Here is a 23,241-nt window from a genome sequence, read left to right on the forward strand (position 1 = left end):
CCATGACCGCACCGCTCACCGCCCGCTCCGAAGCCGACCTTTTGCCGCGCGAGGCCTACGGGCGCCTTTCCGGCCTCGAGATCATGACCGAAATGCTGGAGGGCCGCGTGCCGGCCCCGGCCATCGCCGGAACGCTGGGCTTCCGGGTGAGCGAGGTTGCCGAGGGCCGGGTGGTCTTCGCCGGCACGCCGGATTTCTCGGTGACCAACCCGATGGGCACGGTGCATGGCGGCTGGTACGGCGCCCTGCTCGACAGCTGCATGGCCTGCGCGGTGATGACCTGCCTGAAGGCGGGCACCTTCTACACCACGCTGGAGTACAAGGTGAACATCATCCGCCCCATCCCGCTGGGCACCGAGGTTTTCGCCATCGGCAAGGCCCACCACGCCGGCCGCTCCACCGGCATCGCCGACGGGCGGATGGAGGACGCGGGCGGCAAGCTCTACGCCACCGGCTCCACGACCTGCATCGTGATGAAGGCCTGAAACCATGACCCTGCGGGTGGTGATCGTCGGCGGCGGCATCATGGGCGCCTCGCTCGCCTGGTGGCTCACGCGCGGCGCGGGCGCCGAGGCCGGAGTGCCTGCCGTCACCGTCATCGAGCGCGACCCGACCCTGGCGCGGGCCTCCTCCATGCTCTCGGCCGCCTCCATCCGCCAGCAGTATTCCACGCCGCAGAACATCCACCTGTCGCGCTTCGGCTGGGAGTTCCTGAGCGCGGCGCCGGAGCTGCTGGGGGTCGACGTGGGGCTGAAGCGGCGCGGCTACCTCATCCTCGCCACCGAGACCGGCCGCGCCACGCTGGAGGCCAACACCGCCCTGCAACAGGCCGAGGGCGTGGCCACCGCCCTGCTCGGGCCGGAGGCGCTGGCACGGCAGTTTCCCTGGCTCTCCCTCGGGGACATCGCCCTCGGGGCGCTGGGGCGCGACGAGGGCTGGTTCGACCCGGCCCTTCTGCACGGCGGCTTCCGCGCCGGCGCCCGCGCGCGCGGCGCGCACTGGGCGGAGGGCACGGTGACCGGCATCGACGTCTCCGCCGGCCGGGCCACCGGCGTGCGGCTGCAGGACGGCACGCGGCTGGCCGCCGACGTCGTGGTGAACGCCGCGGGCTGGCAATCGGGCGCCGTCGCCGCGCTGGCGGGGCAGGACCTGCCGGTGGGGCCGGACCTGCGCACGGTCTTCGTGCTCTCCTCGCCCGACACCGGCGAGATCAACGCCACCGCCCCGCTCACCGTGGACCCCGGCGGTGTCTGGTTCCGGCCGGAGGGCCGCGGCTTCATCGCCGGCATGGAGGCCCCTGCCCCGGCCACCGACCCCTGGGCCTTCGAGCCCGACTGGCCACAGTTCGAGGAGTCCGTCTGGCCGCTGCTCGCCGCCCGCGTCCCGGCCTTCGAGCGCCTGCGCGCCACCGGCGCCTGGGCCGGCCACTATGACTGGAACCGCGCGGACCAGAACGCCCTGCTCGGGCCCCTTCCCGGCATCGACAACCTGTTCCACATGTCCGGCTTCTCCGGCCATGGATTGCAACAGGCCGCCGGCGTGGGCCGGGGCCTGTCGGAGCTGATCCTCACCGGAGCCTGGCAGACGCTCGATCTCTCGGCCTTCGCCGCCACCCGCCTCGCCGAGGGCCGGCGCGTGGTCGAACTCAACGTGATCTGACAGGCGGCGGCCCTGCCGCGACCCCGGGGCATCGGCCCGGCGCGCGCGCCATCTCCGCTCTGCCGCAGACCCCCTGGCAGATCCGGAGCGCTCCCGTGATGCGGCCACCTGTCGGTGTCCGCCCCTTTGGGCCCGGCCGGATGCTGCGCATCCGGCGCCGCGCGTCGCCCCGACGGCACCTCCCGGTGGTCACCCCGGCAGCGCCCGGGCCGCGGCGAGCGCGGCTTGCCCTGCTGACTGCCGAGTACTGCTTGCCCCACCGAGTGCCGGGTGCCGGGTGCCGGGTGCCGGGTGCCGGGTGCCGGGTGCCGGGTGCCGGGTGCCGGGTGCCGGGTGCCGGGTGCCGGGTGCCGGGTGCCGGGTGCCGGGTGCCGGGTGCCGGGTGCCGGGTGCCGGGTGCCGGGTGCCGGGTGCCGGGAAGAACATCGTACTATCGGGGCGGTTGCAAGCGGGTCCGACCGGCGCGGAGGCTCCGGCGCTGGCCGTCAGCCGCCGGCCTTCATCCGCTGTGCCCGCAGCTTCACGAAATAATCCACACGCTTCTTCAGCTCGCGCTCATGCCCGCGCTCGACGGGGATGTAGTAAATGCCCCGCTTCATGCCGTCGGGGAAGTAGTTCTGGCCGGAGAAGCCGTCCTCGGCGTCATGGTCATACTGGTAGCCGGCGCCGTAGCCCTCCTGCTTCATCAGCCTGGTGGGGGCGTTCAGGATGTGCTTGGGCGGCGGTTCCGAGCCCGTCTGGCGCGCCGCGGCCATGGCGGACTTGAAGGCCGTGTAGGCGGCGTTGGACTTGGGTGCGAGCGCGAGATGCAGCACCGCCTGTGCCAGCGCCAGCTCTCCCTCCGGGCTGCCCAGCCGCTCGTAGATCTCCCAGGCCGTGAGGCAGAGCTGCGCCGCCTCCGGGTCCGCCAGGCCGATATCCTCCACCGCCATGCGCGTGATGCGCCGGGCCAGGTATCGCGGGTCCTCGCCGCCGGTGAGCATCCGTGCCAGCCAGTAGAGCGCCGCGTCGGGGTCTGAGCCGCGCACCGATTTGTGCAGCGCGGATATGAGGTTGTAATGCTCGTCGCCGGACTTGTCGTAGCGCGGGGCGCGGCGGGCCAGCCGCCGGGTGAGCGCCTCGCGGTCCAGCGTGGCGGGGGCGCCGATCACCTGCTCGGCGAGGTTGAGGAGGGCGCGGCCGTCGCCATCCGCCATCTCCAGGATCGCGTCGCGTGCCCCGGCATCGAGCGGCAGCGGCCCGGACACCCGCTCCACCCGCTCCAGCATCTCGCCAAGCGCCGCGGCGTCGAGCCTCCGCAGCACCATCACCTGCGCCCGCGAGAGCAGCGCCGCGTTGAGCTCGAAGGAGGGGTTCTCCGTCGTCGCGCCTACGAGCACGATGGTGCCGTCCTCCATGTGCGGCAGGAACCCGTCCTGCTGGGCCTTGTTGAAACGGTGGATCTCGTCGACGAAAAGCAGCGTGCCCCGGCCCTGGCCATGCCGCAGGCGGGCGGCCTCGAACACCTTCCGCAGCTCCGGCACGCCGGTGAAGATCGCGGAGATCTGCACGAAGGAGAGATCGGTCTCCGAGGCGAGCAACCGGGCGATGGTGGTCTTGCCCACGCCCGGCGGGCCCCAGAGGATGAGCGAGGAGAGATGTCCGGAGGCCAGCATCGCCCCGAGCGGCCCCTCCGGACCGATCAGCGCATCCTGCCCGATCACCTCCGCCAGCGTGGCCGGGCGCAGCCGGTCGGCAAGCGGGCGCGGACCGCCGGCAGCCGGCGGCGGGGAGGCGGGATCACTGTCGAAAAGGTCAGCCATGGATCTCACATGCGCCAGACGGGCGGGCTTGGCAAGAGCGGGCCGCGGCTACCCGGGCACCTCGCCGGCACACACCGCCCGGGCCACGTGACAGGGGTGCCGACAACACGGCCCTCCGGCGGGGCACACCGCTGCGGCCGTCCGGGCCACGCACCGGCATGCACCGCTCTGGCCGGATGACTGGGGTGCCGACAACACAGCCCCCGGCGGGGCACACCACCGCGGCCGTCCGGGCCACGCACCGGCGTGCACCGCTCTGGCCGCATGACAGGGGTGCAGGCAACACGCCTCCCCGGCGGGACACGCCGTGTCGGGACCACGATCCCGTCTGCCCGAACCACGCCGCGGCGCAACCGCGGCCCGCTCGGCACAGGGTGCGCGTGCAACGCGCGGGGCCACGGGGGAGCGCACGCCGGCACGCCCGAGCCGCTGGCCGGGAACCGGCGGCCTCTGCGCCGCTTCCGCCCTCCCCCCACGTGAGGGCCCGTCTTGAGCCGGGGCGCGCAGCCCGGACAGCAAAAAGCCGCCCCGGGACGGGGGCGGCCTTGCGATGACGGAACCTGGTGCGGGAAACCCGCGGGCGGCTCACTCCTCGTCGGCGGACTCGAACTCGGCCACGCGGGCCTTGTCGCCGGCGCCCTTGGCGGCCGGATCGCGGTCGACCAGCTCGATGATCGCCATCGGAGCCATGTCGCCATAGCGGAAGCCGGCCTTCAGGACGCGGGTGTAGCCACCGGCGCGGTCCTTGTAACGCTCGGCCAGCACGGCGAAGAGCTTCTGCACCGGCACGTCCTGCTTCAGCTGGGCGGCGGCGAGACGGCGGGAGTTCAGATCACCGCGCTTGCCGAGGGTGATGACCTTGTCCATCACGCGCTTCAGCTCTTTGGCCTTCGGCAGGGTGGTCTTGATCTGCTCGTGCTCGATGAGCGAGCAGACCATGTTCGCGAACATCGCCTTGCGGTGTTCATGGGTCCGGTTCAGCTTCCGGTAGCCGTTGGAGTGACGCATGTCATGTGTCCTTTTGCGTGTTGTGCTTTGTCCGGCCTCATCTGGCGGAGGCCTCCTTGGGGCGGATACCCGGGCAGTCACGACCGCCCCGGAAACCGGGGCGGCCGCGTCGAAAATCAGAAGTGGTCTTCGTACTTCTTGGCCAGCTCGTCAATATCGTCGGGCGGCCAGTCCACAACATCCATGCCGAGGTGAAGGCCCATGGTGGTGAGCACTTCCTTGATCTCGTTCAGCGACTTGCGGCCGAAGTTCGGGGTACGGAGCATCTCCGCCTCGGTCTTCTGGATCAGGTCGCCGATATAGACGATGTTGTCGTTCTTCAGGCAGTTGGCCGAGCGCACGGAGAGCTCCAGCTCGTCGACCTTCTTGAGCAGGAGCGGGTTGAACTCCAGCTCCTCGGCGGCGTCGGAGCGGGTGTGCGTCTCCGGTTCCTCGAAGTTCACGAACACGGTCAGCTGGTCCTGAAGGATGCGGGCCGCGTAGGCGATCGCATCATCCGGGGTCAGCGACCCGTCGGTCTCCACCGTGAGGGTGAGCTTGTCGTAGTCCAGCACCTGGCCCTCGCGGGTGGGCTCGACCTTGTAGCTCACCTTCTTCACCGGCGAGAACAGCGCATCCACCGAGATCAGCCCGATCGGGGCATCCTCGGGGCGGTTCTTGTCGGCGGCGACATAGCCCTTGCCGGAGGCGATGGTCAGCTCCATGTGGAGCGTCGCACCGTCATCGAGATGGGCGATGACGTGGTCCGGGTTCAGCACCTCGATCCCGTTGGTCACCGAGATGTCCCCCGCGGTCACGACACCCGGGCCGGTGGCCGAGAGCACGACACGCTTCGGGCCGTCCACTTCCATCTTGAGCGAAACGCCCTTGAGGTTGAGGACGACATCGGTAACATCCTCACGGACGCCAGCGATCGAGGAGAACTCGTGCAGCACGCCGTCGATCTGGATAGAGGTGATCGCGGCACCCTGCAGGGAGCTCAGCAGCACCCGGCGCAGAGCGTTGCCGAGCGTGAGACCGAAGCCCCGCTCCAGCGGTTCCGCAACGGCAACAGCCTGCCGGCGCGGATCGTGGCCGGGGCGGATGTCAAGCTGCTGCGGACGAATCAGTTCCTGCCAGTTCCTGTGGATCATGTCTTGGTCCTCCATCCTTGCCCTGGGTCGGATCCGCGATCCGGGCGCTCGAGGAAAATTACAAAAGGCACGCAGGCCGGGATTCGCATCCCGGCCTGCGCGCTGAATGGGGGCGTCAGACCCGGCGGCGCTTCGGAGGACGGCAGCCGTTATGGGCGATCGGGGTCACGTCACGGATCGCGGTGACGGTGAAACCGGCGGCCTGGAAGGCGCGAAGGGCGGACTCACGGCCGGAACCGGGACCCTGCACCTCGACCTCGAGGGTGCGCATGCCATGCTCCTGAGCCTTCTTCGCGGCGTCCTCGGCGGCAACCTGCGCGGCGTAGGGAGTGGACTTGCGGGAGCCCTTGAAGCCCATCGTGCCGGAGGAGGACCATGCAATCGCATTGCCCTGCGCGTCGGCGATCAGGATCTTGGTGTTGTTGAAGCTGGAATTCACATGGGCCACGCCCGATGCGATGTTCTTGCGTTCCTTGCGCTTGGGCGCTGCGCGTTTTTCGCGTGCCATCTACCGGCCTCCTTACTTCTTCTTGCCGGCGATGGGCCGTGCGGGACCCTTGCGGGTGCGGGCATTGGTGTGGGTCCGCTGACCACGCACCGGAAGGCCGCGACGATGGCGCAGGCCGCGGTAGCAGCCCAGGTCCATCAGGCGCTTGATGTTCACGGCGCGCTCACGCCGCAGGTCACCTTCCACCGCCACGTTGGCGTCGATGAACTCGCGCACGGCGAGGACTTCGGCGTCAGACAGTTCGTTCACCCGGCGGCTGGATTCGATCCCGACCGCAGAGCAGATTTCCTTGGCCGTCGTGTTACCGATGCCATGAATATAGGTAAGGGCGATCTCAACGCGTTTTCCGGTTGGGATGTTTACGCCCGCAATGCGTGCCACGTCTCAAGCTCCGTTCATCTCTCGGCCCGCGCGAGGGGCCTATGTCACAATCAAAGCCGACCCTGCTGCCCTCGGCGAGGAAAGCAAGTCCGGCTGAACGGGCCCCGTCCCGGGCCCCAAGGCATCCCGCGCTCCCGAGGTGAAATCGTAGGTGGAAGCGACTCTCAACAGAGAGAGCGCGGAGTATAGAAAACGGGACCCTGCCGTCAAGGCAGGAATCCCGCGATCGTCAAGGTTTCTTTCAGGAGTCGAGCGCGGAGGCGATGGACGCGGTGACGTCCCCGATATCCGCCAGCCCGTCCACCGTCACCAGCTTGCCCTGCTTCTCGTAATAGGAGATCAGCGGGGCGGTCTCGGCGTGATAGGCAACGAGGCGGCCGCGCACGGTCTCCGCGTTGTCGTCGGCCCGACGCTTGAACTCATGGCTGCCGCACTTGTCGCAGGTGCCTTCCACGGCGGGCTTCTTGAAGCTGTCGTGGTAGCCCTCGCCGCACTTCGCGCAGGTGTAGCGCCCGGAAACGCGGCCGACCAGGGTCTCGTCGTCGACTTCCATCGACACCACCCGGTCCAGCTTCATGCCCTTCGCGGAGAGCATGCCGTCCAGCGCCTCGGCCTGGGCCGCGGTGCGGGGGAAGCCGTCGAAGATCACGCCATTCGCCACGTCGGGCGCGTCCAGCCGCTCGGAGACGATGGCATTCACGATCTCGTCGGAAACCAGCCCGCCGGCATCCATCACCGCCTTCGCCCGCTTGCCCACCTCGGTCTGGGCGGCCACGGCGGCGCGCAGCATGTCGCCCGTCGAAAGCTGGATGAAGCCTTTGGTGTCCATCAGGATCCGGGCCTGGGTTCCCTTGCCGGCACCCGGCGGACCTAGAAGGATAATGTTCATTTGCGTTTTCCTCTCCCCTTGCCCCGCAGGCGCGACTTCTCGATCAGGCCTTCATACTGGTGCGCCAGCATGTGCGACTGGATCTGGTTGATGGTGTCCATGGTCACGGAAACCACGATCAGCAGCGAGGTCCCGCCAAAGTAGAACGGCACCGCCGCCTGCGAAATGAGGATTTCCGGCAGGAGACAAACAGCCGCAAGATACCCGGACCCGATCACCAGAAGGCGCGAGACGACATAATCGAGATAATCGGCCGTGCGCGGTCCCGGGCGCAGGCCGGGCACGAAGCCCCCCTGCTTCTTCAGGTTGTCCGCCACGTCCTCGGATTTGAAGGCGACGTTGGCAGTGTAGAAATAGGTGAAGAACACGATCATCGCCGCGAACAGCACCAGATAAAGCGGCTGGCCATGACCCAGATAGGCCGCGACATAGCTCAGCACGCCGGTGGAATCGCTGCCGGCGAAGCTGGTGACCGTGGTCGGCAGCAGCAGCAGCGAGGAGGCAAAGATCGCGGGGATCACACCCGCCGGGTTCACCTTGATCGGCAGGTTGGAATTCGAGCTGTCGTAGACCTTCATCCCCACCTGGCGCTTCGGGAACTGGATGACGATCTTGCGCAGCGCCCGCTCCATGAACACCACGAAGGCGACCACGGCGACAGCCATCACCATCACGCCGAGGATCATGCCGGCGGAGATCTGGCCCTGGCGGCCCAGCTCGAAGAACTGCACGAGGGCGCGCGGCAGCCCGGCCACGATGCCCACGAAGATGATCAGCGAGATGCCGTTGCCGATGCCCCGGGCGGTGATCTGCTCACCGAGCCACATCAGGAACATCGTGCCGCCCACCAGGGTGACCACGCAGGTGGCGCGGAAGAACCAGCCGGCCTCCAGCACCAGGTTCTGGCTCTCCAGCCCCACGGCGATGCCATAGGCCTGGAACAGCGCCAGCAGCACGGTGCCGTAGCGGGTGTACTGGTTGATCTTCTTACGGCCCGCCTCACCCTCTTTCTTGAGGGCTTCCAGCTGGGGGACCATCGAGGCCATGAGCTGCACGATGATCGAGGCCGAAATGTAGGGCATGATGCCGAGGGCGAAGATCGCCATGCGACCCAGCGACCCGCCGGTGAACATGTTGAGCATGCCGCCGATGCCCTGCCCCGCGCGCTCGAAGAACGCCTGGAGCTGTACCGTATCCACCCCCGGAACGGGGATATGCGTGCCCAGCCTGTAGACGATCAGCAGGGCCAGGGTGAACAGGATCCTGTTCTGCAGGTCCTTGGCCTTCCCGAAATTGCCCCAACTGAGGTTCTGGGCCATCTGTTCCGCGGCCGATGCCATGCTCCACCCTCCAAAATTGCGCCGCCCGGGTCCGATGACCGGGGCGGCGCTGCAGACGTATCCGATCTAAAGTGCGCAGCGCGCACCCACAAGCCTTATTCCGCCGATGCGGTGTCCGGAGCGCTCACCTTCAGGCTACCGCCGGCGGCTTCCACCGCGGCAATGGCCGACTTCGAGGCGCCGGTCACTTCGAGGGTCAGCTTCGAGGTGACGGTGCCCTTGGCGAGAACGCGGATGCCGTCGAGCTTGCGGCGCACGGCACCGCAGGCGATCAGCGCATCCTCGGTGATCGTCGCGGCGGCGTCGAGCTTGCCGGCGGCGATGAATTTCTCGATGAGGCCGAGGTTGATCACGGCATGGTGCTTGCCGAAGGGCGCGTTGGTGAAGCCGCGCTTCGGCAGGCGCCGGTAGATCGGCATCTGGCCGCCTTCGTAGCCGTTGATGGACACGCCCGAGCGGGACTTCTGCCCCTTGATACCGCGGCCACCCGTCTTGCCCTTGCCCGAACCCGGGCCACGGCCGATGCGCTTGCGAGCCTTGGTGGCGCCGGGCATATCGGCGAGTTCGTGAAGTTTCATGACGCTGTCTCCTCTGGCCGGACGCGGGAGCGGAGCGTCAGAGCTCCCGGACACGGCATGTTGCGGGCAGGCGGACGCCGGCCCCGGAACGCGGATGTCCCGGGCATGGCCCGGGACCCCGAATGGCAGTGCCCCCCGAGGAGGGCAGGAGGGCGATTACTCGCGCTCCTCGATGATCTGAACGAGATGCGGGATCTTGTTGACCATGCCCCGGACGGACGGCGTGTCCTCCAGTTCACGGGTCTTGTGCATCTTGTTGAGGCCGAGGCCGATCAGCGTGCGGCGCTGAACGTCCGGGCGGCGGATCGGCGAACCGACCTGCTTGACGACGATGGTCTTTGCCATTGCTCCGGTTCCTTACGCTTCAGCCGCTTCCGGGGCGTCATGGTCGTGCCGGGGCAGGATGTCCGCCACCTTCTTACCGCGACGCTGAGCCACCTGACGCGGGCTGGACTCACCGACGAGCCCGTCCATGGTGGCGCGGATCATGTTGTAGGGGTTCTGCGAGCCGATGGACTTCGCGACCACGTCCTGGATGCCGAGCATCTCGAACACGGCGCGCATCGGACCACCCGCGATGATGCCGGTACCCTGCGGGGCGGCGCGCATCACGACCTTGCCGGCGCCGTGGCGGCCTTCCTGGTCGTGGTGCAGCGTCCGGCCCTCGCGGAGCGGAACCCGGATCATCTGGCGCTTCGCCTGCTCGGTGGCCTTGCGGATCGCTTCCGGAACTTCGCGGGCCTTGCCCTTGCCGAAGCCCACGCGACCCTTCTGGTCACCGACAACCACGAGAGCTGCAAAGCCGAAGCGCTTGCCGCCCTTCACGGTCTTCGAAACGCGGTTGATCGCGACGAGGCGATCGGCGAATTCCGGGGTTTCGTCGCGGTCGCGACGGTCCCGACGGTTGTCTTCCCGTGCCATTATCGCCTCCTCAGAACTTGAGACCGCCCTCACGGGCGGCATCCGCAAGGGCTTTCACCTTGCCGTGGAAAAGGTAGCCGCCACGATCGAACACGACTTCCTCGACACCGGCGGCTTTCGCGCGCTCGGCAATCGCGGAGCCGATCTTCGCGGCAGCCTCGACGTTGTTCTTGCCCGCGAGACCGAACCCGGCCTCCAGCGTCGACGCCGCGGCGAGGGTCCGACCCTGCGCGTCGTCGATCACCTGGACCGAGATGTTCTTCGAGGACCGGTGGACGCTCAGCCGGGGCTTGCCGCCACTGACCTTCGCGAGCCTGCTCCGCACGCGCATACGGCGTTTCTGGAACAGCGCAAGTTTGCTCATAGCCATCTTGTTGCTCCTTACTTCTTCTTGCCGTCTTTGCGGAAGATGAACTCACCCTTGTAGCGGATGCCCTTGCCCTTGTAGGGCTCCGGACGCCGCCAGTCGCGGATCTTGGCCGCCACTTCGCCGACTTCCTGCTGATCGATACCCTCGATCGCGATCTCGGTCGGCTTTGCGCAGACGATCGAGATGCCTTCCGGGATCGGGAAGTCGACATCATGGGAGTAGCCGAGCGCCAGCTTCAGGATCTTGCCCTGGACCTGGGCGCGGTAACCGACACCCTGGATCTCGAGCTCCTTCTTGAAGCCGGTGGTCACGCCCGTCACCAGGTTCTCGACCTGGGTCCGGGACATGCCCCACTGCTGGCGGGCGCGCTTGGACGTGCCACGCGGCTTCACCACGACGGTGTTCTCTTCGACCTTGATGTCGACATCATCGGTCGCGCGGAAGGTGCGGACGCCTTTCGGCCCCTTCACCTCGATGGTCTGGCCCGAAACGGAGGCGGAGACGCCACCAGGGATCGGAACCGGTTTCTTGCCAATACGAGACATAGCCAGCTCCCTCAGAACACGGTGCAGAGCACTTCGCCACCGACATTGCCGGCGCGGGCCTGCGCATCAGAGAGGACACCCTTGGGGGTCGACAGGATCGCCACGCCGAGGCCATTGCGGACCGACGGGAGCTCCTTCACGCCTTTGTAGACGCGACGACCGGGCGTGGAGACGCGCTTGATTTCGCGGATCACCGGGGTGCCGTCGAAGTACTTGAGTTCGATCAAGTAGTTCGGCTTGCCCTTGACGCTGTCATCCAGGGAGTAGCCCCGGATGTAGCCTTCGGAGGCGAGCACATCGAGAACCCAGCCGCGCAGCTTCGACGCAGGCGTGATCACCTTCGTCTTGCCGCGCATCTGCGCGTTGCGGATGCGGGTCAGCATATCGCCGAGAGGATCGTTCACAGACATTTTGCGCTCCTCACCAGCTGGATTTGACCATGCCCGGAACCTGACCCATGGAGGCCAGATCGCGCAGGGCGATACGGGACATCTTCAGCTTCCGGTAGTAGGCCTTCGGACGACCCGAGATCTGGCACCGGTTGTGAAGACGGGTGGGCGAGGAGTTGCGGGGCAGCTTGGCGAGCTTGAGGCGCGCCTTGAACCGCTCGGACATCTCCAGGTTTTCATCAGTCGCGGTCGCCTTCAGCGCTGCCCGTTTGGCGGCGTACTTGGCAACCAGCTTCTCGCGCTTCTTCTCGCGCTCGATCATGCTTACTTTGGCCATTTTCTCCTCCGCCTCAGTTCTGGAAGGGCAGGTTGAAGTGCTTCAACAGCGCCTTCGCTTCCGCATCAGAAGCAGCGGAGGTGCAGATGACGATGTCCATGCCCCAGACCTGATCGACCTTGTCGAAGTTGATCTCGGGGAACACGATGTGCTCCTTCAGGCCCATGGCGTAGTTGCCACGGCCGTCGAAGCTCTTACCCGACACGCCGCGGAAGTCACGGATACGGGGCATCGCGATAGTGGTCAGGCGGTCCAGGAACTCGTACATGCGGTCCGCGCGAAGGGTCACCTTCACACCGAGCGGCATGTCTTCGCGCACCTTGAAGCCCGCGATGGACTTCTTCGCCTTGGTGATGACGGGCTTCTGCCCGGCGATCGCCATCAGGTCGTCATGGGCGGACTTGATCTTCTTGGAATCAGAAACCGCTTCACCGACGCCCATGTTCAGGACGATCTTCTCGAGCTTCGGGACCATCATCTCGTTCTTGTACGAGAATTCTTCCTTCAGCGCCGCGCGGATCTTCTCCTTGTAGAGAGCGCGCAGACGGGGCGTGTAATCAGCCATCGATCGTCTCCCCGGACTTCTTCGCGAAACGCACCTTCTTGTCACCCTCCATGCGGAAGCCGACGCGGGTCGCGCCACCCTCCTTGGGGTCGACGAGTGCGAGGTTCGACAGGTGGATCGCGGCCTCTTTCGAGACGCGGCCGCCCTGGTCGGTCTGGGTCTGGCGAATATGGCGGATGGCCATGTTGACACCCTTCACCACAGCGCGCTCATCCTTCGGCATCACCGAAAGAATCTCGCCCTGCTTGCCCTTGTCCTTGCCGGCAAGAACGATGACGGTATCGCCCTTCTTGAGTTTCGCAGCCATCAGAGCACCTCCGGAGCCAGCGAAATGATCTTCATGAAGTTCTTGGCGCGCAGCTCGCGCACGACCGGGCCGAAGATACGGGTCCCGACCGGCTCACCCTGGTTGTTCAGGATGACGGCGGCGTTGCGGTCAAAGCGGATGGCGGTGCCGTCTTCGCGACGCACTTCCTTCGCGGTGCGAACGATCACGGCCTTGCGGACGTCACCCTTCTTCACGCGTCCCCGCGGAATGGCTTCCTTGACGGAAACCACAATGATGTCGCCGACGGACGCATACTTGCGATGCGAGCCGCCGAGAACCTTGATGCACTGCACCCGGCGTGCGCCGGAGTTGTCAGCGACATCCAGATTGGTCTGCATCTGGATCATTGGGTTACTCCCGACCTGTGGGGACCTGCCCCACGGTTTCGACTAACCGGGCATGTGGGGAAGACCGCTTACGCGGTTTCGGTCACCACAGCCCAGCGTTTGCTTTTCGAGACCGGGGCGCACTCTTCGATGCGCACGGTGTCGCCGGTCTTGAACGTGTTGAGCGGGTCATGAGCCCGGTACTTCTTGGACGTCCGGACGGTCTTCTTCATGACCGGATGCGCGAAGCGACGCTCGACCAGAACCGTGACGGTCTGCTCGTTCTTGTCGCTCACGACGGTGCCCTGCAGGATGCGCTTCGGCATTCTCGTCTCTCTCCGATCACTCGGCCGCCGAAGCGGCTTTCTGGTTCAGAATCGTTTTCACGCGAGCAACGTCCTTGCGGACGACGCCCATGCGTGCGGTGTTCTCGAGCTGGCCGGTGGCCTGCTGGAAGCGGAGGTTGAAGGCCTCCTTCTTGAGCGCGACGAGCTGATCGCGCAGCTCATCGGGCGTCTTGTCGCGCAGTTCGGCGGCGTTCATCGCCATATCCCTTCATCAGAAGTCATGGGAATCAGCCCCATGCTTTTCCAACCAAAATAAAGGCCGAGGCCCCGGAAATTTCCGGGGCCCTGCCCTTACCAATCCTCGCGCTGGACGAACCGGCACTTGATCGGCAGCTTCATGGCGGCCAATCTGAGGGCCTCCCTTGCCACATCTTCGGCCACGCCGTCAAGCTCGAACATGATGCGGCCAGGTTTCACCTTGGCCGACCAGTACTCGACGGAGCCCTTGCCCTTACCCATACGAACTTCGGTGGGCTTCTGCGTCACCGGGTTGTCGGGGAAGATGCGGATCCAGACACGGCCCTGGCGCTTCATGTGGCGGGTCATCGCGCGGCGGGCCGCCTCGATCTGCCGCGCGGTGATGCGCTCAGGCTCGGTCGCCTTCAGGCCGAAAGACCCGAAGTTGAGGTCAGTACCGCCCTTGGCTTCGCCATGGATCCGGCCCTTGTGGAGCTTGCGGAATTTTGTGCGCTTCGGTGAAAGCATCTTCTATCCTCCTCAAGCGCCGCGCTGCGGGCGCCCACCGGCACCCTCCTGCAGCTCGGCCTGGCGACGGTCGCGTGCGGCGGGGTCATGTTCCATGATCTCGCCTTTGAAGATCCAGACCTTGATCCCGATGATGCCGTAGGCGGTGAGCGCCTCGGACGTCGCGTAATCAATGTCGGCACGCAGCGTGTGCAGCGGAACGCGGCCCTCGCGGTACCACTCGACGCGGGCGATTTCCGCGCCGCCGAGCCGGCCGCCGAGGTTGATGCGGATACCCAGGGCACCCATGCGCATCGCGTTCTGCACCGCGCGCTTCATGGCGCGACGGAAGGACACGCGACGCTCGAGCTGCTGGGCGATGTTCTCGCCGACCAGCTGGGCGTCCACTTCCGGGCGACGCACTTCAACGATGTTGAGGTGCAGCTCCGAATCGGTGAGCTTCGCAACTTCCTTGCGCAGCGTCTCGATGTCGGCGCCCTTCTTGCCGATGATCACGCCCGGGCGCGCCGAGTGGATCGTCACCCGGCACTTGCGGTGCGGGCGCTCGATGATCACGCGGCTGATGCCGGCCTGGGCGCAGCGCTTCTTGATGAACTCGCGGATCTTGAGATCCTCGTGCATCAGGCGGCCGTAGTCCTTGGTGTCCGCATACCAGCGGCTATCCCAGGTACGGTTGATCTGCAGGCGCAGACCGATCGGATTGACCTTCTGTCCCATTATGCCTGCTCCTCGACCTGACGGACCCTGATGGTGATCTGGCTGAACGGCTTCATGATCTTGCCGAACCGGCCGCGGGCACGCGGGTGACCGCGCTTCAGGACCAGGTTCTTGCCGACATAGGCTTCGACCACAACCAGCTCATCGATGTCGAGCCCGTGGTTGTTCTCGGCGTTGGCGATGGCAGACTGAAGGCACTTCTTCACGTCAGCCGCGATGCGCTTCTTCGAGAAGGTGAGATCGGTCAGCGCCTTGCCGACCGGCTTCTTCCGGATGAGCTGCGCGACGAGGTTCAGCTTCTGCGGGCTGGTGCGCAGCATCCGCGTCTTGGCCATTGCCTCGTTTTCCGCCACGCGACGGGGGTTTTTCTTCTGTCCCATGGCTTACTTCCGCTTCGCTTTTTTGTCGGCGGCGTGCCCGTAGTAGGTGCGGGTCGGGCTGTACTCACCGAATTTCTGACCGATCATTTCCTCGGTGACATTCACCGGGATATGCTTCTGGCCATTGTAGACGCCGAAGGTGAGACCCACGAACTGAGGCAGGATCGTCGACCGGCGGGACCAGATCTTGATGACTTCATTACGGCCGCTCTCGCGCGACTTCGCTGCCTTCTTGAGGACATACGAGTCGACAAAGGGGCCTTTCCAGACGGAACGTGACATAGGGCTGGCTCCTTATTTCTTGCGCTGGTGGCGCGAGCGGAGGATGAACTTATCGGTCGCCTTGTTGCTGCGCGTCCGATGACCTTTGGTCGGCTTGCCCCACGGGGTAACCGGGTGGCGGCCGCCCGAAGTCCGACCTTCACCACCGCCGTGCGGGTGATCGATCGGGTTCATTGCGACACCGCGGACCGACGGGCGGATGCCCTTGTGCCGGTTGCGGCCAGCCTTGCCGATGTTCTGGTTCGAGTTGTCGGGGTTCGACACCGCGCCAACCGTGGCCATGCACTCCTGGCGCACGATGCGCAGCTCGCCCGAGGACAGGCGGAGCTGGGCATAGCCGCCATCGCGACCGACGAACTGGGCATAGGTGCCGGCAGCGCGGGCGATCTGCCCGCCCTTGCCTGCCTTCATCTCGACATTGTGCACGATCGTGCCGATCGGCATGCCGGAGAAGGGCATCGCATTGCCCGGCTTCACGTCGACGCGGGAGCCCGCGATCACGCTGTCACCGACTGCGAGGCGCTGCGGGGCCAGGATGTAGGCCTGCTCGCCGTCCTCGTAGCGCACGAGCGCGATGAACGCCGTCCGGTTGGGGTCGAACTCGACCCGCAGAACGAGCCCGGGCACGTCCCACTTGCGACGCTTGAAATCGACGATGCGGTAGAGGCGCTTCGCCCCACCGCCCTTGCGACGCATCGTGATCCGCCCGGTGTTGTTCCGGCCGCCATTCTTCGTCAGACCCTCGGTGAGGGCTTTGACGGGGCGACCTTTCCACAGCTCCGAACGGTCGATCAGAACCAGACCTCGCTGGCCCGGCGTCGTCGGCTTGTATTTTTTCAACGCCATCTTGCTGTCTTCCGCTTCACTGGTTGTTCAAGACGTTTGTATGCGGCACCCGACGAATCGGGCACCGCAGGCATGTATCAGAGACCGGTGGTGACGTCGATGGTTGCACCATCGACAAGCGTCACATAGGCCTTTTTCACATCGTTCCGGCGGCCGATCCGGCCACGGAAACGCTTCACCTTGCCCTTGGTGATGGTGGTGTTGACCGCCTTCACCTTGACATTGAAGAGCGTTTCCACGGCAGCCTTGATCGCCGGTTTCGTCGCGTCCATCGCGACTTCGAAAACGACAGCGCCGCTCTCGGAAGCCATGGTCGCCTTCTCGGTCACGATCGGGCGTCGGATCACGTCGTACTGTTCGGGCTTCGCACTCATTTCAGGCGCGCCTCCAGCGCTTCCACGGCCGCCTTCGTCAGCACCAGCTTGGTGCGACGCAGGATGTCGTAGACGTTGGCGCCCTGGCTCGGCAGCACATCGACATTGTCGAGGTTGCGTGCCGCACGGGCGAAGTTTTCGTTCACCTCGGCGCCGTCGATGAACAGCACCTTCTCGAGGCCGAGCTTGGTGAGGCTCTTGCGGAGCTGGGCAGTCTTGGCCTCTTCCATCGACGCGGAGTCGATGATCACCAGCTCACCCGCTGCGTATTTCGCAGACAGGGCGTGCTTGAGACCAAGGGCGCGCACCTTCTTCGGGAGCTCATGGGCGTGCGAGCGCACGACCGGCCCCTTCGTGGTGCCACCGTGGCGGAACTGCGCCACGCCCTTGCTACCGTGACGGGCACCACCGGTGCCCTTCTGGCGGTAGATCTTCTTGAAGGCGTAGCTCACCTCGGACCGGGTCTTGGTCTTGTGAGTTCCCGCCTGGCGCCGGGCCAGCTGCCAGCGCACGACGCGCTGCAGCAGGTCGGCGCGCGGCTCGAGCCCGAAGACGTCGTCGGCGAGCTCGATCTCGCCCGCCGAGGCGGCGTCAAAATTGATCACATCGGCCTTCATTCTTCCGCGCCTCCTTCGGGGGCTGCAACCGGAGCGTCCGCGACAGCGGCGGCCCGGATGGCGGCAGGCATCGGCAGACCTTCGGGCGCACGCGTCTTCACGGCGTCCTTGATCGTGACCCAACCGCCCTTGGAGCCGGGAACGGCGCCCTTGACCATGACCAGGCCGCGATCGACGTCGGTGCGCACGACTTCCAGGTTCTGGGTCGTGACGCGCACGGCGCCCATGTGGCCGGCCATCTTCTTGCCCTTGAACACCTTGCCGGGGTCCTGGCACTGGCCGGTGGAGCCGTGCGAACGGTGGCTGACCGACACACCATGCGACGCCCGGAGGCCGCCGAAGTTGTGCCGCTTCATCGCACCGGCAAAGCCCTTACCGATCGAGGTGCCTGCAATGTCGACCTTCTGGCCGGCAAGGTAGTGGTCGGCGGTGATCTCGGCACCAACCTCGATGAGGTTGTCCGGGGTCACGCGGAACTCGGCCAGGCGACGCTTCGGTTCCACGCTCGCCTTGGCGAAATGGCCGCGCATCGGCTGGCTGACATTCTTCGCGCGGATCGTGCCGGCACCGAGCTGAACAGCGGAGTAGCCATCCTTCTCGGCCGTACGCTGCGCGACGACCTGTACGTTTTCCATCTGAAGGACGGTCACGGGAATCTGCTTCCCGTCCTCCATGAACAGCCGGGTCATGCCCAGCTTCTTTGCGAGTACTCCAGAGCGCATCGTTCCGCGTCCCCTCAGAGTTTGATTTCGACATCAACGCCGGCAGCGAGGTCGAGCTTCATCAGCGCGTCCACGGTCTGCGGCGTCGGATCAACGATATCCAGGAGACGCTTGTGCGTCCGGATTTCGAACTGCTCACGGCTCTTCTTGTCGATGTGCGGACCCCGAAGAACGGTGAATTTCTCGATCTTGTTCGGCAGCGGGATAGGACCGCGTACCGTTGCACCCGTGCGCTTGGCCGTGCTCACGATCTCCGCAGTGCTGGCGTCCAGCACACGGTAGTCGAAGGCCTTGAGCCGGATGCGAATGTTCTGACCTTGCATGTGACCGCCTCTTTGGGATCGCTAGGTAGCTTCAAACGTAATGGCCGGGGGCGTATCCCCCGGCCAAGGGGTTCCAGGCTCGCGCCTTATTCGATGATCTTGGAGACCACGCCTGCGCCGACGGTGCGGCCGCCTTCACGGATGGCGAAGCGGAGCTTCTCTTCCATCGCGATCGGGTTGATCAGGGTCACGGTGAACTTCAGGTTGTCGCCCGGCATCACCATCTCGGTGCCCGAGGGCAGCTCGACGTTGCCGGTCACGTCCGTGGTCCGGAAGTAGAACTGCGGGCGGTAGTTGGTGAAGAACGGCGTGTGACGGCCACCCTCCTCCTTGGTCAGGATGTAGGCTTCCGCCTCGAACTTGGTGTGCGGCTTCACCGAACCCGGCTTGCACAGCACCTGACCACGCTCCACGCCCTCACGGTCGACACCGCGCAGCAGCGCGCCGATGTTGTCGCCCGCCTCTCCGCGGTCCAGCAGCTTGCGGAACATTTCCACGCCGGTGCAGATGGTCTTGCGGGTGTCGCGGATGCCGACGATCTCGATTTCCTCGCCAACCGTCACCACACCGCGCTCCACGCGGCCGGTCACGACCGTGCCGCGGCCGGAGATCGAGAACACGTCCTCGATCGGCATCAGGAACGGCTGGTCGATCGGGCGGTCCGGGGTCGGGATGTACTCATCCACGGCCGCCATCAGCTCGCGCACCTTGTTCTCGCCGATTTCCGGGTTCCGCTCCTCGAGCGCGGCCAGGGCCGAACCCGCGATGATCGGAATGTCGTCGCCCGGGAAGTCGTAGGAGGAAAGCAGCTCGCGCACTTCCATCTCCACCAGCTCCAGCAGCTCCTCGTCGTCGACCTGGTCGACCTTGTTGAGGAACACCACCAGCGCCGGAACGCCGACCTGGCGCGCCAGAAGGATGTGCTCGCGGGTCTGCGGCATCGGGCCGTCAGCCGCGTTCACAACCAGGATCGCGCCGTCCATCTGCGCCGCACCCGTGATCATGTTCTTCACGTAGTCGGCGTGGCCCGGGCAGTCCACATGCGCGTAGTGGCGCGCCGCGGTCTCGTATTCCACATGCGCGGTCGAGATCGTGATGCCACGCGCCTTCTCTTCCGGCGCGGCGTCGATCTGGTCATACGCCTTGAAGTCACCGAAGAACTTCGTGATCGCCGCGGTCAGGGACGTCTTGCCGTGGTCAACGTGACCGATCGTCCCGATGTTCACATGCGGTTTGTTCCGCTCGAATTTAGCTTTAGCCATTTCCGTATCCTTTCGTCGGCATTCGCACAGGGTGGGGTTTCCCCCACCGCGCTACGCGAATTTCGCCTGGATTTCCTGAGAGATGTTCGCCGGCACCGGCTCGTAATGGTCGAACTGCATGGTGAACTGCGCGCGGCCCGAGGACATGGAGCGCAGGTCGTTGATGTAGCCGAACATGTTCGCGAGCGGCACGAAGGCGGTGACGACATTCGCGTTGCCGCGGGTGTCCTGCCCCTGCATCTGACCACGACGGGAGGTCAGGTCGCCGATCACGCCGCCGGTGTATTCGTCCGGGGTCACGACCTCGACCTTCATCACCGGCTCGAGCAGCTTCGCGCCGGCCTTCTTGAGGCCCTCACGCATCGCTGCACGCGACGCGATTTCGAACGCGAGAACGCTCGAGTCGACGTCATGGTAGGCACCGTCGATCAGCTTCACCTTGAAGTCGATCACCGGGAAGCCGGCGAGCGGACCGGAGTCCATGACCGACTTGATGCCCTTTTCAACACCGGGGACGTATTCCTTCGGCACCGAACCACCCACGATCTCGGAGACGAAGCTGTAGCCCTCGCCCGGCTCGGTCGGCTGGATGACCAGCTTCACGCGCGCGAACTGGCCCGAGCCGCCCGACTGCTTCTTGTGGGTGTAGTCGATCTCGGCCTCGTGGCCGATGGTCTCACGATACGCCACCTGCGGCGCACCGATGTTGGCCTCGACCTTGAACTCGCGCTTCAGGCGGTCGACGAGGATGTCGAGATGGAGTTCGCCCATGCCCTTCATGATGGTCTGGCCGGACTCGGGGTCCGAATAGACCTGGAAGGACGGGTCCTCGGCCGCAAGCCGCTGCAGACCGAGAGACATCTTCTCCTGGTCGGCCTTCGACTTCGGCTCGATGGCGATCTCGATCACCGGAGCCGGGAAGCTCATCGTCTCGAGAACGACCGGCTTGGCGATGTCGCACAGGGTGTCACCGGTGGTCGTGTCCTTGAGACCGGCGATCGCGATGATGTCGCCCGCGAACGCCTCGGAGATTTCCTCCTGCTTGTTCGCGTGCATCATCACCATGCGGCCGATGCGCTCTTTCTTGTTCTTCGTGGAGTTCAGGAGAGTGCCGCCCTTGGCAATCTGGCCCGAGTAGATGCGCACAAAGGTGAGCGTCCCCATGAAGGGGTCGTTCATGATCTTGAAGGCAAGGCCCGAGAACGGCTGGCCATCGTCGGCCGAGCGCGGGATGTCGCGGGTTTCCGTCTCGTCGCCCGGGGCGAAGCCCATGTAGGCGGGAACGTCGAGCGGGCCCGGCAGGAAGTCGATCACTGCGTTGAGCATGGGCTGGACGCCCTTGTTCTTGAACGCGGAGCCGCAGAGAACCGGCACGAAGGCCATCTCCAGCGTGCCCTTGCGGATCAGCCGGCGCAGGGTCGCCTGGTCCGGCTCTTCGCCGTCCAGGTAGGTTTCCATGACCGCGTCGTCCATCTCGACGGCGAGCTCGATCATCTCAGCGCGCATTTCCTCGCACTTGTCCTTGAGCTCGTCGCGGATCGGGCGGTGAACCCAGGTCGCGCCGAGGTCTTCGCCTTCCCACACCCACTCTTCCATGGTGATGAGATCGACGTGACCCTCGAGCTCGGTCTCGGACCCGATCGGGCACTGGATCGGCATCGGACGCGCACCGGTGCGGTCCTTGATCATGTGGACGCAGTTGAAGAAGTCCGCGCCGATCTTGTCCATCTTGTTGACGAACACGATCCGCGGAACCTTGTAGCGGTCTGCCTGGCGCCACACGGTCTCGGTCTGCGGCTCCACGCCGGCATTGGCGTCCAGCACGCAGACAGCACCGTCGAGCACGGCGAGCGAACGCTCGACTTCAATCGTGAAGTCCACGTGGCCCGGGGTGTCGATGATGTTGAAGCGGAACTTCGCCTCTTCCGGGGTGTCCCCGTAGATGCCGGTAGGGTTCACGCCGTCTTCGGTGCGGAACCAGAAGGTGGTCGTCGCAGCCGAGGTGATGGTGATCCCGCGCTCCTGCTCCTGCTCCATCCAGTCCATCGTCGCGGCGCCATCATGCACCTCGCCGATCTTGTGGCTCTTGCCGGTGTAGTAGAGGATACGCTCGGTGGTCGTGGTTTTGCCGGCATCAATGTGGGCCATGATGCCGAAGTTACGGTAGCGTGACAGGGAGAAGTCGCGTGCCATCGGTCAAGTCCTGACGTTGAATTACCAGCGGTAATGGCTGAACGCTTTGTTCGCGTCGGCCATCTTGTGGGTGTCTTCGCGCTTTTTCACGGCGGTACCGCGCGAGTTCACGGCGTCGAGCAGTTCGCCGGCGAGGCGCTCTTCCATCGTGTTCTCGTTGCGGTTGCGCGACGCGGTGATGAGCCAGCGGATCGCGAGAGCCTCGCGGCGCTCCGGGCGCACTTCGACGGGCACCTGGTAGGTGGCACCACCGACGCGGCGGGAGCGCACTTCCACCGACGGCTTGATGTTGTCGAGGGCCTCGTGGAACACTTCCACCGGAGCCCGCTTGATCTTGGTCTCGACGCGCTCGAGGGCACCGTAGACGATCCGCTCGGCGGCGGACTTCTTGCCGTCGTACATGAGGTTGTTCATGAACTTGGTGAGCACCCGATCACCAAACTTGGCGTCGGGGAGAACTTCACGCTTCTCTGCGCGGTGGCGTCGCGACATCTCGTTGTCTCCTGAGCGACTAGGCTCTTTCTGGCTGGAGCAGTCGCGAAGCGCGGACCTGCATCCCGTGTTGTTCTTCAGTCCCGTCGGGGCCTGGCGCCGGGGCGCCCTGTCCGTCCGGTGTTCAATGGGCCGGCCTTGCCTCCGGTCCCGTCTGCCACGGCCAGCGCGCTCTTGGCGGTGCTGAACCATGTTGCCGCATCACAGTTCCGCGGCAGCTTTCCCCTGCCCTGCCCGGGCCGCCTGAGGCGATCCGGCCCGGTGGTCCCGGGGAAGCAATGCGCGCCATACCGGCGCCGGCAGTCGTGGCGAAACAGGTGGCCTCCGAATGAGAGGCCAGCCCATCAGATCACTTCGGCCGCTTCGCACCGTACTTGGAGCGACGCTGGCGCCGGTTCTTCACGCCCTGCGTGTCGAGCACACCGCGCAGGATGTGGTAACGCACGCCGGGAAGATCCTTCACACGACCGCCGCGGATGAGCACGACAGAGTGCTCCTGAAGGTTGTGGCCTTCACCGGGGATGTAGGAGATGACCTCGAAACCGTTCGTCAGGCGCACCTTGGCAACCTTGCGAAGGGCCGAGTTCGGCTTCTTCGGCGTGGTGGTGTAGACACGCGTGCAGACACCGCGCTTCTGCGGGCAAGCCTGCAGGTGCATGGATTTCTGACGCTTCACTCGGGGCTGCCGCGGCTTGCGGATCAGCTGCTGAATTGTCGGCATTGGGCTTAGACCCCGTTCAACCAGTTTCATCGCACGATCCGCGAAGAGTTCGCGAAACGCAAAAAGGGCCGACACCGGACCCGAAGGATCCGCCGCGGCGAAATTCCAGAGGACCGAGGGGTGAGCCCTGGGTCTTGACCGCCAGTCATTTGGCAACCGGATAACAGATTCCCCGTTGCGG

34 protein-coding genes are annotated in these 23,241 nt (G+C 65.6%); 2 read left to right on the forward strand and 32 right to left on the reverse strand.

Annotation, left to right across the window (positions count from 1 at the left end; genetic code table 11):
• The first annotated feature begins 2 nt into the window (after positions 1 to 2).
• Together FDP22_RS01570 and FDP22_RS01575 are read left to right on the forward strand one after the other, a co-directional pair.
• On the forward strand, positions 3 to 485 hold the full coding sequence (locus tag FDP22_RS01570) for a PaaI family thioesterase (RefSeq protein ID WP_138579222.1): 483 nt from the start codon (positions 3 to 5) through the stop codon (positions 483 to 485).
• A gap of 4 nt (positions 486 to 489) precedes the next feature.
• Entirely contained in the window at positions 490 to 1,659 is a 1,170-nt protein-coding gene (locus FDP22_RS01575; RefSeq protein ID WP_138579220.1) for an NAD(P)/FAD-dependent oxidoreductase, read from the forward strand.
• A 485-nt stretch (positions 1,660 to 2,144) separates the two neighbouring features.
• On the opposite strand, the gene FDP22_RS01580 is transcribed toward FDP22_RS01575, so the two are convergent.
• The 32 genes from FDP22_RS01580 to rpsL form a co-directional block, all read right to left on the reverse strand.
• Entirely contained in the window at positions 2,145 to 3,461 is a 1,317-nt protein-coding gene (locus FDP22_RS01580) for a replication-associated recombination protein A (protein WP_138579218.1), read from the reverse strand.
• 585 nt (positions 3,462 to 4,046) lie between these two features.
• Positions 4,047 to 4,469 carry a 50S ribosomal protein L17 gene (gene rplQ, locus FDP22_RS01585; RefSeq protein WP_138579216.1) on the reverse strand — a complete coding sequence of 141 codons (423 nt, stop codon included), beginning with the start codon at positions 4,467 to 4,469 and terminating at the stop codon, positions 4,047 to 4,049.
• A gap of 116 nt (positions 4,470 to 4,585) precedes the next feature.
• On the reverse strand, positions 4,586 to 5,602 hold the full coding sequence (locus FDP22_RS01590) for a DNA-directed RNA polymerase subunit alpha (RefSeq protein WP_138579214.1): 1,017 nt from the start codon (positions 5,600 to 5,602) through the stop codon (positions 4,586 to 4,588).
• A gap of 115 nt (positions 5,603 to 5,717) precedes the next feature.
• Positions 5,718 to 6,110, reverse strand: a complete 393-nt coding sequence (rpsK, locus tag FDP22_RS01595) for a 30S ribosomal protein S11 (RefSeq protein ID WP_138579212.1) — start codon at positions 6,108 to 6,110, stop codon at positions 5,718 to 5,720.
• A 12-nt stretch (positions 6,111 to 6,122) separates the two neighbouring features.
• A complete protein-coding gene (rpsM, locus tag FDP22_RS01600; RefSeq protein ID WP_138579210.1) occupies positions 6,123 to 6,491 on the reverse strand; it encodes a 30S ribosomal protein S13 in 369 nt (122 codons plus the stop codon).
• Positions 6,492 to 6,732: 241 nt separating this feature from the next.
• Positions 6,733 to 7,380 (reverse strand): adenylate kinase, encoded by a 648-nt coding sequence (locus FDP22_RS01605; RefSeq protein WP_138579208.1) that lies wholly within the window; start codon positions 7,378 to 7,380, stop codon positions 6,733 to 6,735.
• Positions 7,377 to 8,720, reverse strand: coding sequence for a preprotein translocase subunit SecY (gene secY / locus FDP22_RS01610; RefSeq protein ID WP_138579206.1), 1,344 nt, complete (start codon positions 8,718 to 8,720; stop codon positions 7,377 to 7,379). Before secY ends, FDP22_RS01605 begins: the two co-directional genes overlap by 4 nt.
• Before the next feature lie 95 nt (positions 8,721 to 8,815).
• The gene (gene rplO, locus FDP22_RS01615) at positions 8,816 to 9,298 is read right to left on the reverse strand and encodes a 50S ribosomal protein L15 (RefSeq protein WP_138579204.1); all 483 of its coding nucleotides are present in this window, start codon (positions 9,296 to 9,298) and stop codon (positions 8,816 to 8,818) included.
• A gap of 156 nt (positions 9,299 to 9,454) precedes the next feature.
• Complete coding sequence (gene rpmD, locus FDP22_RS01620) at positions 9,455 to 9,643, reverse strand: 50S ribosomal protein L30 (protein ID WP_138579202.1); 189 nt, start codon at positions 9,641 to 9,643, stop codon at positions 9,455 to 9,457.
• A 12-nt stretch (positions 9,644 to 9,655) separates the two neighbouring features.
• Complete coding sequence (gene rpsE, locus FDP22_RS01625; protein WP_138579200.1) at positions 9,656 to 10,219, reverse strand: 30S ribosomal protein S5; 564 nt, start codon at positions 10,217 to 10,219, stop codon at positions 9,656 to 9,658.
• A gap of 10 nt (positions 10,220 to 10,229) precedes the next feature.
• The gene (gene rplR, locus FDP22_RS01630) at positions 10,230 to 10,589 is read right to left on the reverse strand and encodes a 50S ribosomal protein L18 (RefSeq protein WP_138579198.1); all 360 of its coding nucleotides are present in this window, start codon (positions 10,587 to 10,589) and stop codon (positions 10,230 to 10,232) included.
• 11 nt (positions 10,590 to 10,600) lie between these two features.
• Positions 10,601 to 11,134: a 50S ribosomal protein L6 gene (gene rplF, locus FDP22_RS01635; RefSeq protein ID WP_138579196.1), complete on the reverse strand. Its 534-nt coding sequence runs from the start codon at positions 11,132 to 11,134 to the stop codon at positions 10,601 to 10,603.
• Between the two features lie 11 nt (positions 11,135 to 11,145).
• Entirely contained in the window at positions 11,146 to 11,544 is a 399-nt protein-coding gene (gene rpsH / locus FDP22_RS01640) for a 30S ribosomal protein S8 (RefSeq protein WP_170317550.1), read from the reverse strand.
• A 10-nt stretch (positions 11,545 to 11,554) separates the two neighbouring features.
• Positions 11,555 to 11,860, reverse strand: a complete 306-nt coding sequence (gene rpsN, locus FDP22_RS01645) for a 30S ribosomal protein S14 (protein WP_138579194.1) — start codon at positions 11,858 to 11,860, stop codon at positions 11,555 to 11,557.
• A gap of 13 nt (positions 11,861 to 11,873) precedes the next feature.
• On the reverse strand, positions 11,874 to 12,425 hold the full coding sequence (gene rplE / locus FDP22_RS01650; RefSeq protein WP_138579192.1) for a 50S ribosomal protein L5: 552 nt from the start codon (positions 12,423 to 12,425) through the stop codon (positions 11,874 to 11,876).
• Positions 12,418 to 12,732, reverse strand: coding sequence for a 50S ribosomal protein L24 (rplX, locus tag FDP22_RS01655; RefSeq protein WP_138579190.1), 315 nt, complete (start codon positions 12,730 to 12,732; stop codon positions 12,418 to 12,420). Before rplX ends, rplE begins: the two co-directional genes overlap by 8 nt.
• Positions 12,732 to 13,100, reverse strand: coding sequence for a 50S ribosomal protein L14 (gene rplN / locus FDP22_RS01660; RefSeq protein ID WP_118133799.1), 369 nt, complete (start codon positions 13,098 to 13,100; stop codon positions 12,732 to 12,734). The genes rplX and rplN overlap by 1 nt, the downstream gene beginning before the upstream one ends.
• 68 nt (positions 13,101 to 13,168) lie before the next feature.
• On the reverse strand, positions 13,169 to 13,405 hold the full coding sequence (gene rpsQ / locus FDP22_RS01665; protein WP_138579188.1) for a 30S ribosomal protein S17: 237 nt from the start codon (positions 13,403 to 13,405) through the stop codon (positions 13,169 to 13,171).
• A gap of 16 nt (positions 13,406 to 13,421) precedes the next feature.
• Positions 13,422 to 13,622: a 50S ribosomal protein L29 gene (gene rpmC, locus FDP22_RS01670; RefSeq protein ID WP_138579186.1), complete on the reverse strand. Its 201-nt coding sequence runs from the start codon at positions 13,620 to 13,622 to the stop codon at positions 13,422 to 13,424.
• A gap of 95 nt (positions 13,623 to 13,717) precedes the next feature.
• Positions 13,718 to 14,131, reverse strand: coding sequence for a 50S ribosomal protein L16 (gene rplP, locus FDP22_RS01675; protein WP_118133802.1), 414 nt, complete (start codon positions 14,129 to 14,131; stop codon positions 13,718 to 13,720).
• 12 nt (positions 14,132 to 14,143) lie between these two features.
• A complete protein-coding gene (gene rpsC / locus FDP22_RS01680; RefSeq protein ID WP_138579184.1) occupies positions 14,144 to 14,848 on the reverse strand; it encodes a 30S ribosomal protein S3 in 705 nt (234 codons plus the stop codon).
• Positions 14,848 to 15,228 (reverse strand): 50S ribosomal protein L22, encoded by a 381-nt coding sequence (gene rplV / locus FDP22_RS01685; RefSeq protein WP_138579182.1) that lies wholly within the window; start codon positions 15,226 to 15,228, stop codon positions 14,848 to 14,850. Before rplV ends, rpsC begins: the two co-directional genes overlap by 1 nt.
• Before the next feature lie 3 nt (positions 15,229 to 15,231).
• Complete coding sequence (gene rpsS / locus FDP22_RS01690) at positions 15,232 to 15,510, reverse strand: 30S ribosomal protein S19 (RefSeq protein ID WP_118133809.1); 279 nt, start codon at positions 15,508 to 15,510, stop codon at positions 15,232 to 15,234.
• Positions 15,511 to 15,522: 12 nt separating this feature from the next.
• Entirely contained in the window at positions 15,523 to 16,356 is an 834-nt protein-coding gene (gene rplB / locus FDP22_RS01695) for a 50S ribosomal protein L2 (protein ID WP_138579180.1), read from the reverse strand.
• A 77-nt stretch (positions 16,357 to 16,433) separates the two neighbouring features.
• The gene (locus tag FDP22_RS01700) at positions 16,434 to 16,730 is read right to left on the reverse strand and encodes a 50S ribosomal protein L23 (RefSeq protein WP_138579178.1); all 297 of its coding nucleotides are present in this window, start codon (positions 16,728 to 16,730) and stop codon (positions 16,434 to 16,436) included.
• The gene (gene rplD, locus FDP22_RS01705; RefSeq protein ID WP_138579176.1) at positions 16,727 to 17,347 is read right to left on the reverse strand and encodes a 50S ribosomal protein L4; all 621 of its coding nucleotides are present in this window, start codon (positions 17,345 to 17,347) and stop codon (positions 16,727 to 16,729) included. The genes FDP22_RS01700 and rplD overlap by 4 nt, the downstream gene beginning before the upstream one ends.
• Complete coding sequence (rplC, locus tag FDP22_RS01710; protein WP_138579174.1) at positions 17,344 to 18,069, reverse strand: 50S ribosomal protein L3; 726 nt, start codon at positions 18,067 to 18,069, stop codon at positions 17,344 to 17,346. Before rplC ends, rplD begins: the two co-directional genes overlap by 4 nt.
• Positions 18,070 to 18,083: 14 nt before the next feature.
• Positions 18,084 to 18,392, reverse strand: a complete 309-nt coding sequence (gene rpsJ, locus FDP22_RS01715; RefSeq protein ID WP_118133819.1) for a 30S ribosomal protein S10 — start codon at positions 18,390 to 18,392, stop codon at positions 18,084 to 18,086.
• 86 nt (positions 18,393 to 18,478) lie between these two features.
• Positions 18,479 to 19,654 (reverse strand): elongation factor Tu, encoded by a 1,176-nt coding sequence (gene tuf / locus FDP22_RS01720; protein ID WP_143972233.1) that lies wholly within the window; start codon positions 19,652 to 19,654, stop codon positions 18,479 to 18,481.
• Positions 19,655 to 19,705: 51 nt separating this feature from the next.
• On the reverse strand, positions 19,706 to 21,847 hold the full coding sequence (gene fusA, locus FDP22_RS01725) for an elongation factor G (protein WP_138579504.1): 2,142 nt from the start codon (positions 21,845 to 21,847) through the stop codon (positions 19,706 to 19,708).
• 21 nt (positions 21,848 to 21,868) lie between these two features.
• A complete protein-coding gene (rpsG, locus tag FDP22_RS01730; protein ID WP_138579506.1) occupies positions 21,869 to 22,339 on the reverse strand; it encodes a 30S ribosomal protein S7 in 471 nt (156 codons plus the stop codon).
• Positions 22,340 to 22,688: 349 nt separating this feature from the next.
• On the reverse strand, positions 22,689 to 23,060 hold the full coding sequence (gene rpsL / locus FDP22_RS01735) for a 30S ribosomal protein S12 (RefSeq protein WP_118133827.1): 372 nt from the start codon (positions 23,058 to 23,060) through the stop codon (positions 22,689 to 22,691).
• Between the last annotated feature and the right edge of the window lie 181 nt (positions 23,061 to 23,241).

The organism is Paroceanicella profunda (genome assembly GCF_005887635.2).
Lineage (GTDB): Bacteria > Pseudomonadota > Alphaproteobacteria > Rhodobacterales > Rhodobacteraceae > Paroceanicella > Paroceanicella profunda.

Bases quoted from the DNA above. Each gene is read 5' to 3' on its own strand.
- FDP22_RS01570 (WP_138579222.1), top strand. From the start codon at position 3: ATGACCGCACCGCTCACCGCCCGCTCCGAAGCCGACCTTTTGCCGCGC.
- FDP22_RS01575 (WP_138579220.1), top strand. From the start codon at position 490: ATGACCCTGCGGGTGGTGATCGTCGGCGGCGGCATCATGGGCGCCTCG.
- FDP22_RS01580 (WP_138579218.1), bottom strand. From the start codon at position 3,461: ATGGCTGACCTTTTCGACAGTGATCCCGCCTCCCCGCCGCCGGCTGCC.
- rplQ (WP_138579216.1), bottom strand. From the start codon at position 4,469: ATGCGTCACTCCAACGGCTACCGGAAGCTGAACCGGACCCATGAACAC.
- FDP22_RS01590 (WP_138579214.1), bottom strand. From the start codon at position 5,602: ATGATCCACAGGAACTGGCAGGAACTGATTCGTCCGCAGCAGCTTGAC.
- rpsK (WP_138579212.1), bottom strand. From the start codon at position 6,110: ATGGCACGCGAAAAACGCGCAGCGCCCAAGCGCAAGGAACGCAAGAAC.
- FDP22_RS01605 (WP_138579208.1), bottom strand. From the start codon at position 7,380: ATGAACATTATCCTTCTAGGTCCGCCGGGTGCCGGCAAGGGAACCCAG.
- secY (WP_138579206.1), bottom strand. From the start codon at position 8,720: ATGGCATCGGCCGCGGAACAGATGGCCCAGAACCTCAGTTGGGGCAAT.
- rplO (WP_138579204.1), bottom strand. From the start codon at position 9,298: ATGAAACTTCACGAACTCGCCGATATGCCCGGCGCCACCAAGGCTCGC.
- rpmD (WP_138579202.1), bottom strand. From the start codon at position 9,643: ATGGCAAAGACCATCGTCGTCAAGCAGGTCGGTTCGCCGATCCGCCGC.
- rpsE (WP_138579200.1), bottom strand. From the start codon at position 10,219: ATGGCACGGGAAGACAACCGTCGGGACCGTCGCGACCGCGACGAAACC.
- rplR (WP_138579198.1), bottom strand. From the start codon at position 10,589: ATGGCTATGAGCAAACTTGCGCTGTTCCAGAAACGCCGTATGCGCGTG.
- rplF (WP_138579196.1), bottom strand. From the start codon at position 11,134: ATGTCTCGTATTGGCAAGAAACCGGTTCCGATCCCTGGTGGCGTCTCC.
- rpsH (WP_170317550.1), bottom strand. From the start codon at position 11,544: ATGTCTGTGAACGATCCTCTCGGCGATATGCTGACCCGCATCCGCAAC.
- rpsN (WP_138579194.1), bottom strand. From the start codon at position 11,860: ATGGCCAAAGTAAGCATGATCGAGCGCGAGAAGAAGCGCGAGAAGCTG.
- rplE (WP_138579192.1), bottom strand. From the start codon at position 12,425: ATGGCTGATTACACGCCCCGTCTGCGCGCTCTCTACAAGGAGAAGATC.
- rplX (WP_138579190.1), bottom strand. From the start codon at position 12,732: ATGGCTGCGAAACTCAAGAAGGGCGATACCGTCATCGTTCTTGCCGGC.
- rplN (WP_118133799.1), bottom strand. From the start codon at position 13,100: ATGATCCAGATGCAGACCAATCTGGATGTCGCTGACAACTCCGGCGCA.
- rpsQ (WP_138579188.1), bottom strand. From the start codon at position 13,405: ATGCCGAAGCGCATCCTGCAGGGCACCGTCGTGAGCGACAAGAACGAG.
- rpmC (WP_138579186.1), bottom strand. From the start codon at position 13,622: ATGAACGCCGCCGAACTGCGCGACAAGACGCCCGATGAGCTGCGCGAT.
- rplP (WP_118133802.1), bottom strand. From the start codon at position 14,131: ATGCTTTCACCGAAGCGCACAAAATTCCGCAAGCTCCACAAGGGCCGG.
- rpsC (WP_138579184.1), bottom strand. From the start codon at position 14,848: ATGGGACAGAAGGTCAATCCGATCGGTCTGCGCCTGCAGATCAACCGT.
- rplV (WP_138579182.1), bottom strand. From the start codon at position 15,228: ATGGGACAGAAGAAAAACCCCCGTCGCGTGGCGGAAAACGAGGCAATG.
- rpsS (WP_118133809.1), bottom strand. From the start codon at position 15,510: ATGTCACGTTCCGTCTGGAAAGGCCCCTTTGTCGACTCGTATGTCCTC.
- rplB (WP_138579180.1), bottom strand. From the start codon at position 16,356: ATGGCGTTGAAAAAATACAAGCCGACGACGCCGGGCCAGCGAGGTCTG.
- FDP22_RS01700 (WP_138579178.1), bottom strand. From the start codon at position 16,730: ATGAGTGCGAAGCCCGAACAGTACGACGTGATCCGACGCCCGATCGTG.
- rplD (WP_138579176.1), bottom strand. From the start codon at position 17,347: ATGAAGGCCGATGTGATCAATTTTGACGCCGCCTCGGCGGGCGAGATC.
- rplC (WP_138579174.1), bottom strand. From the start codon at position 18,069: ATGCGCTCTGGAGTACTCGCAAAGAAGCTGGGCATGACCCGGCTGTTC.
- rpsJ (WP_118133819.1), bottom strand. From the start codon at position 18,392: ATGCAAGGTCAGAACATTCGCATCCGGCTCAAGGCCTTCGACTACCGT.
- tuf (WP_143972233.1), bottom strand. From the start codon at position 19,654: ATGGCTAAAGCTAAATTCGAGCGGAACAAACCGCATGTGAACATCGGG.
- fusA (WP_138579504.1), bottom strand. From the start codon at position 21,847: ATGGCACGCGACTTCTCCCTGTCACGCTACCGTAACTTCGGCATCATG.
- rpsG (WP_138579506.1), bottom strand. From the start codon at position 22,339: ATGTCGCGACGCCACCGCGCAGAGAAGCGTGAAGTTCTCCCCGACGCC.
- rpsL (WP_118133827.1), bottom strand. From the start codon at position 23,060: ATGCCGACAATTCAGCAGCTGATCCGCAAGCCGCGGCAGCCCCGAGTG.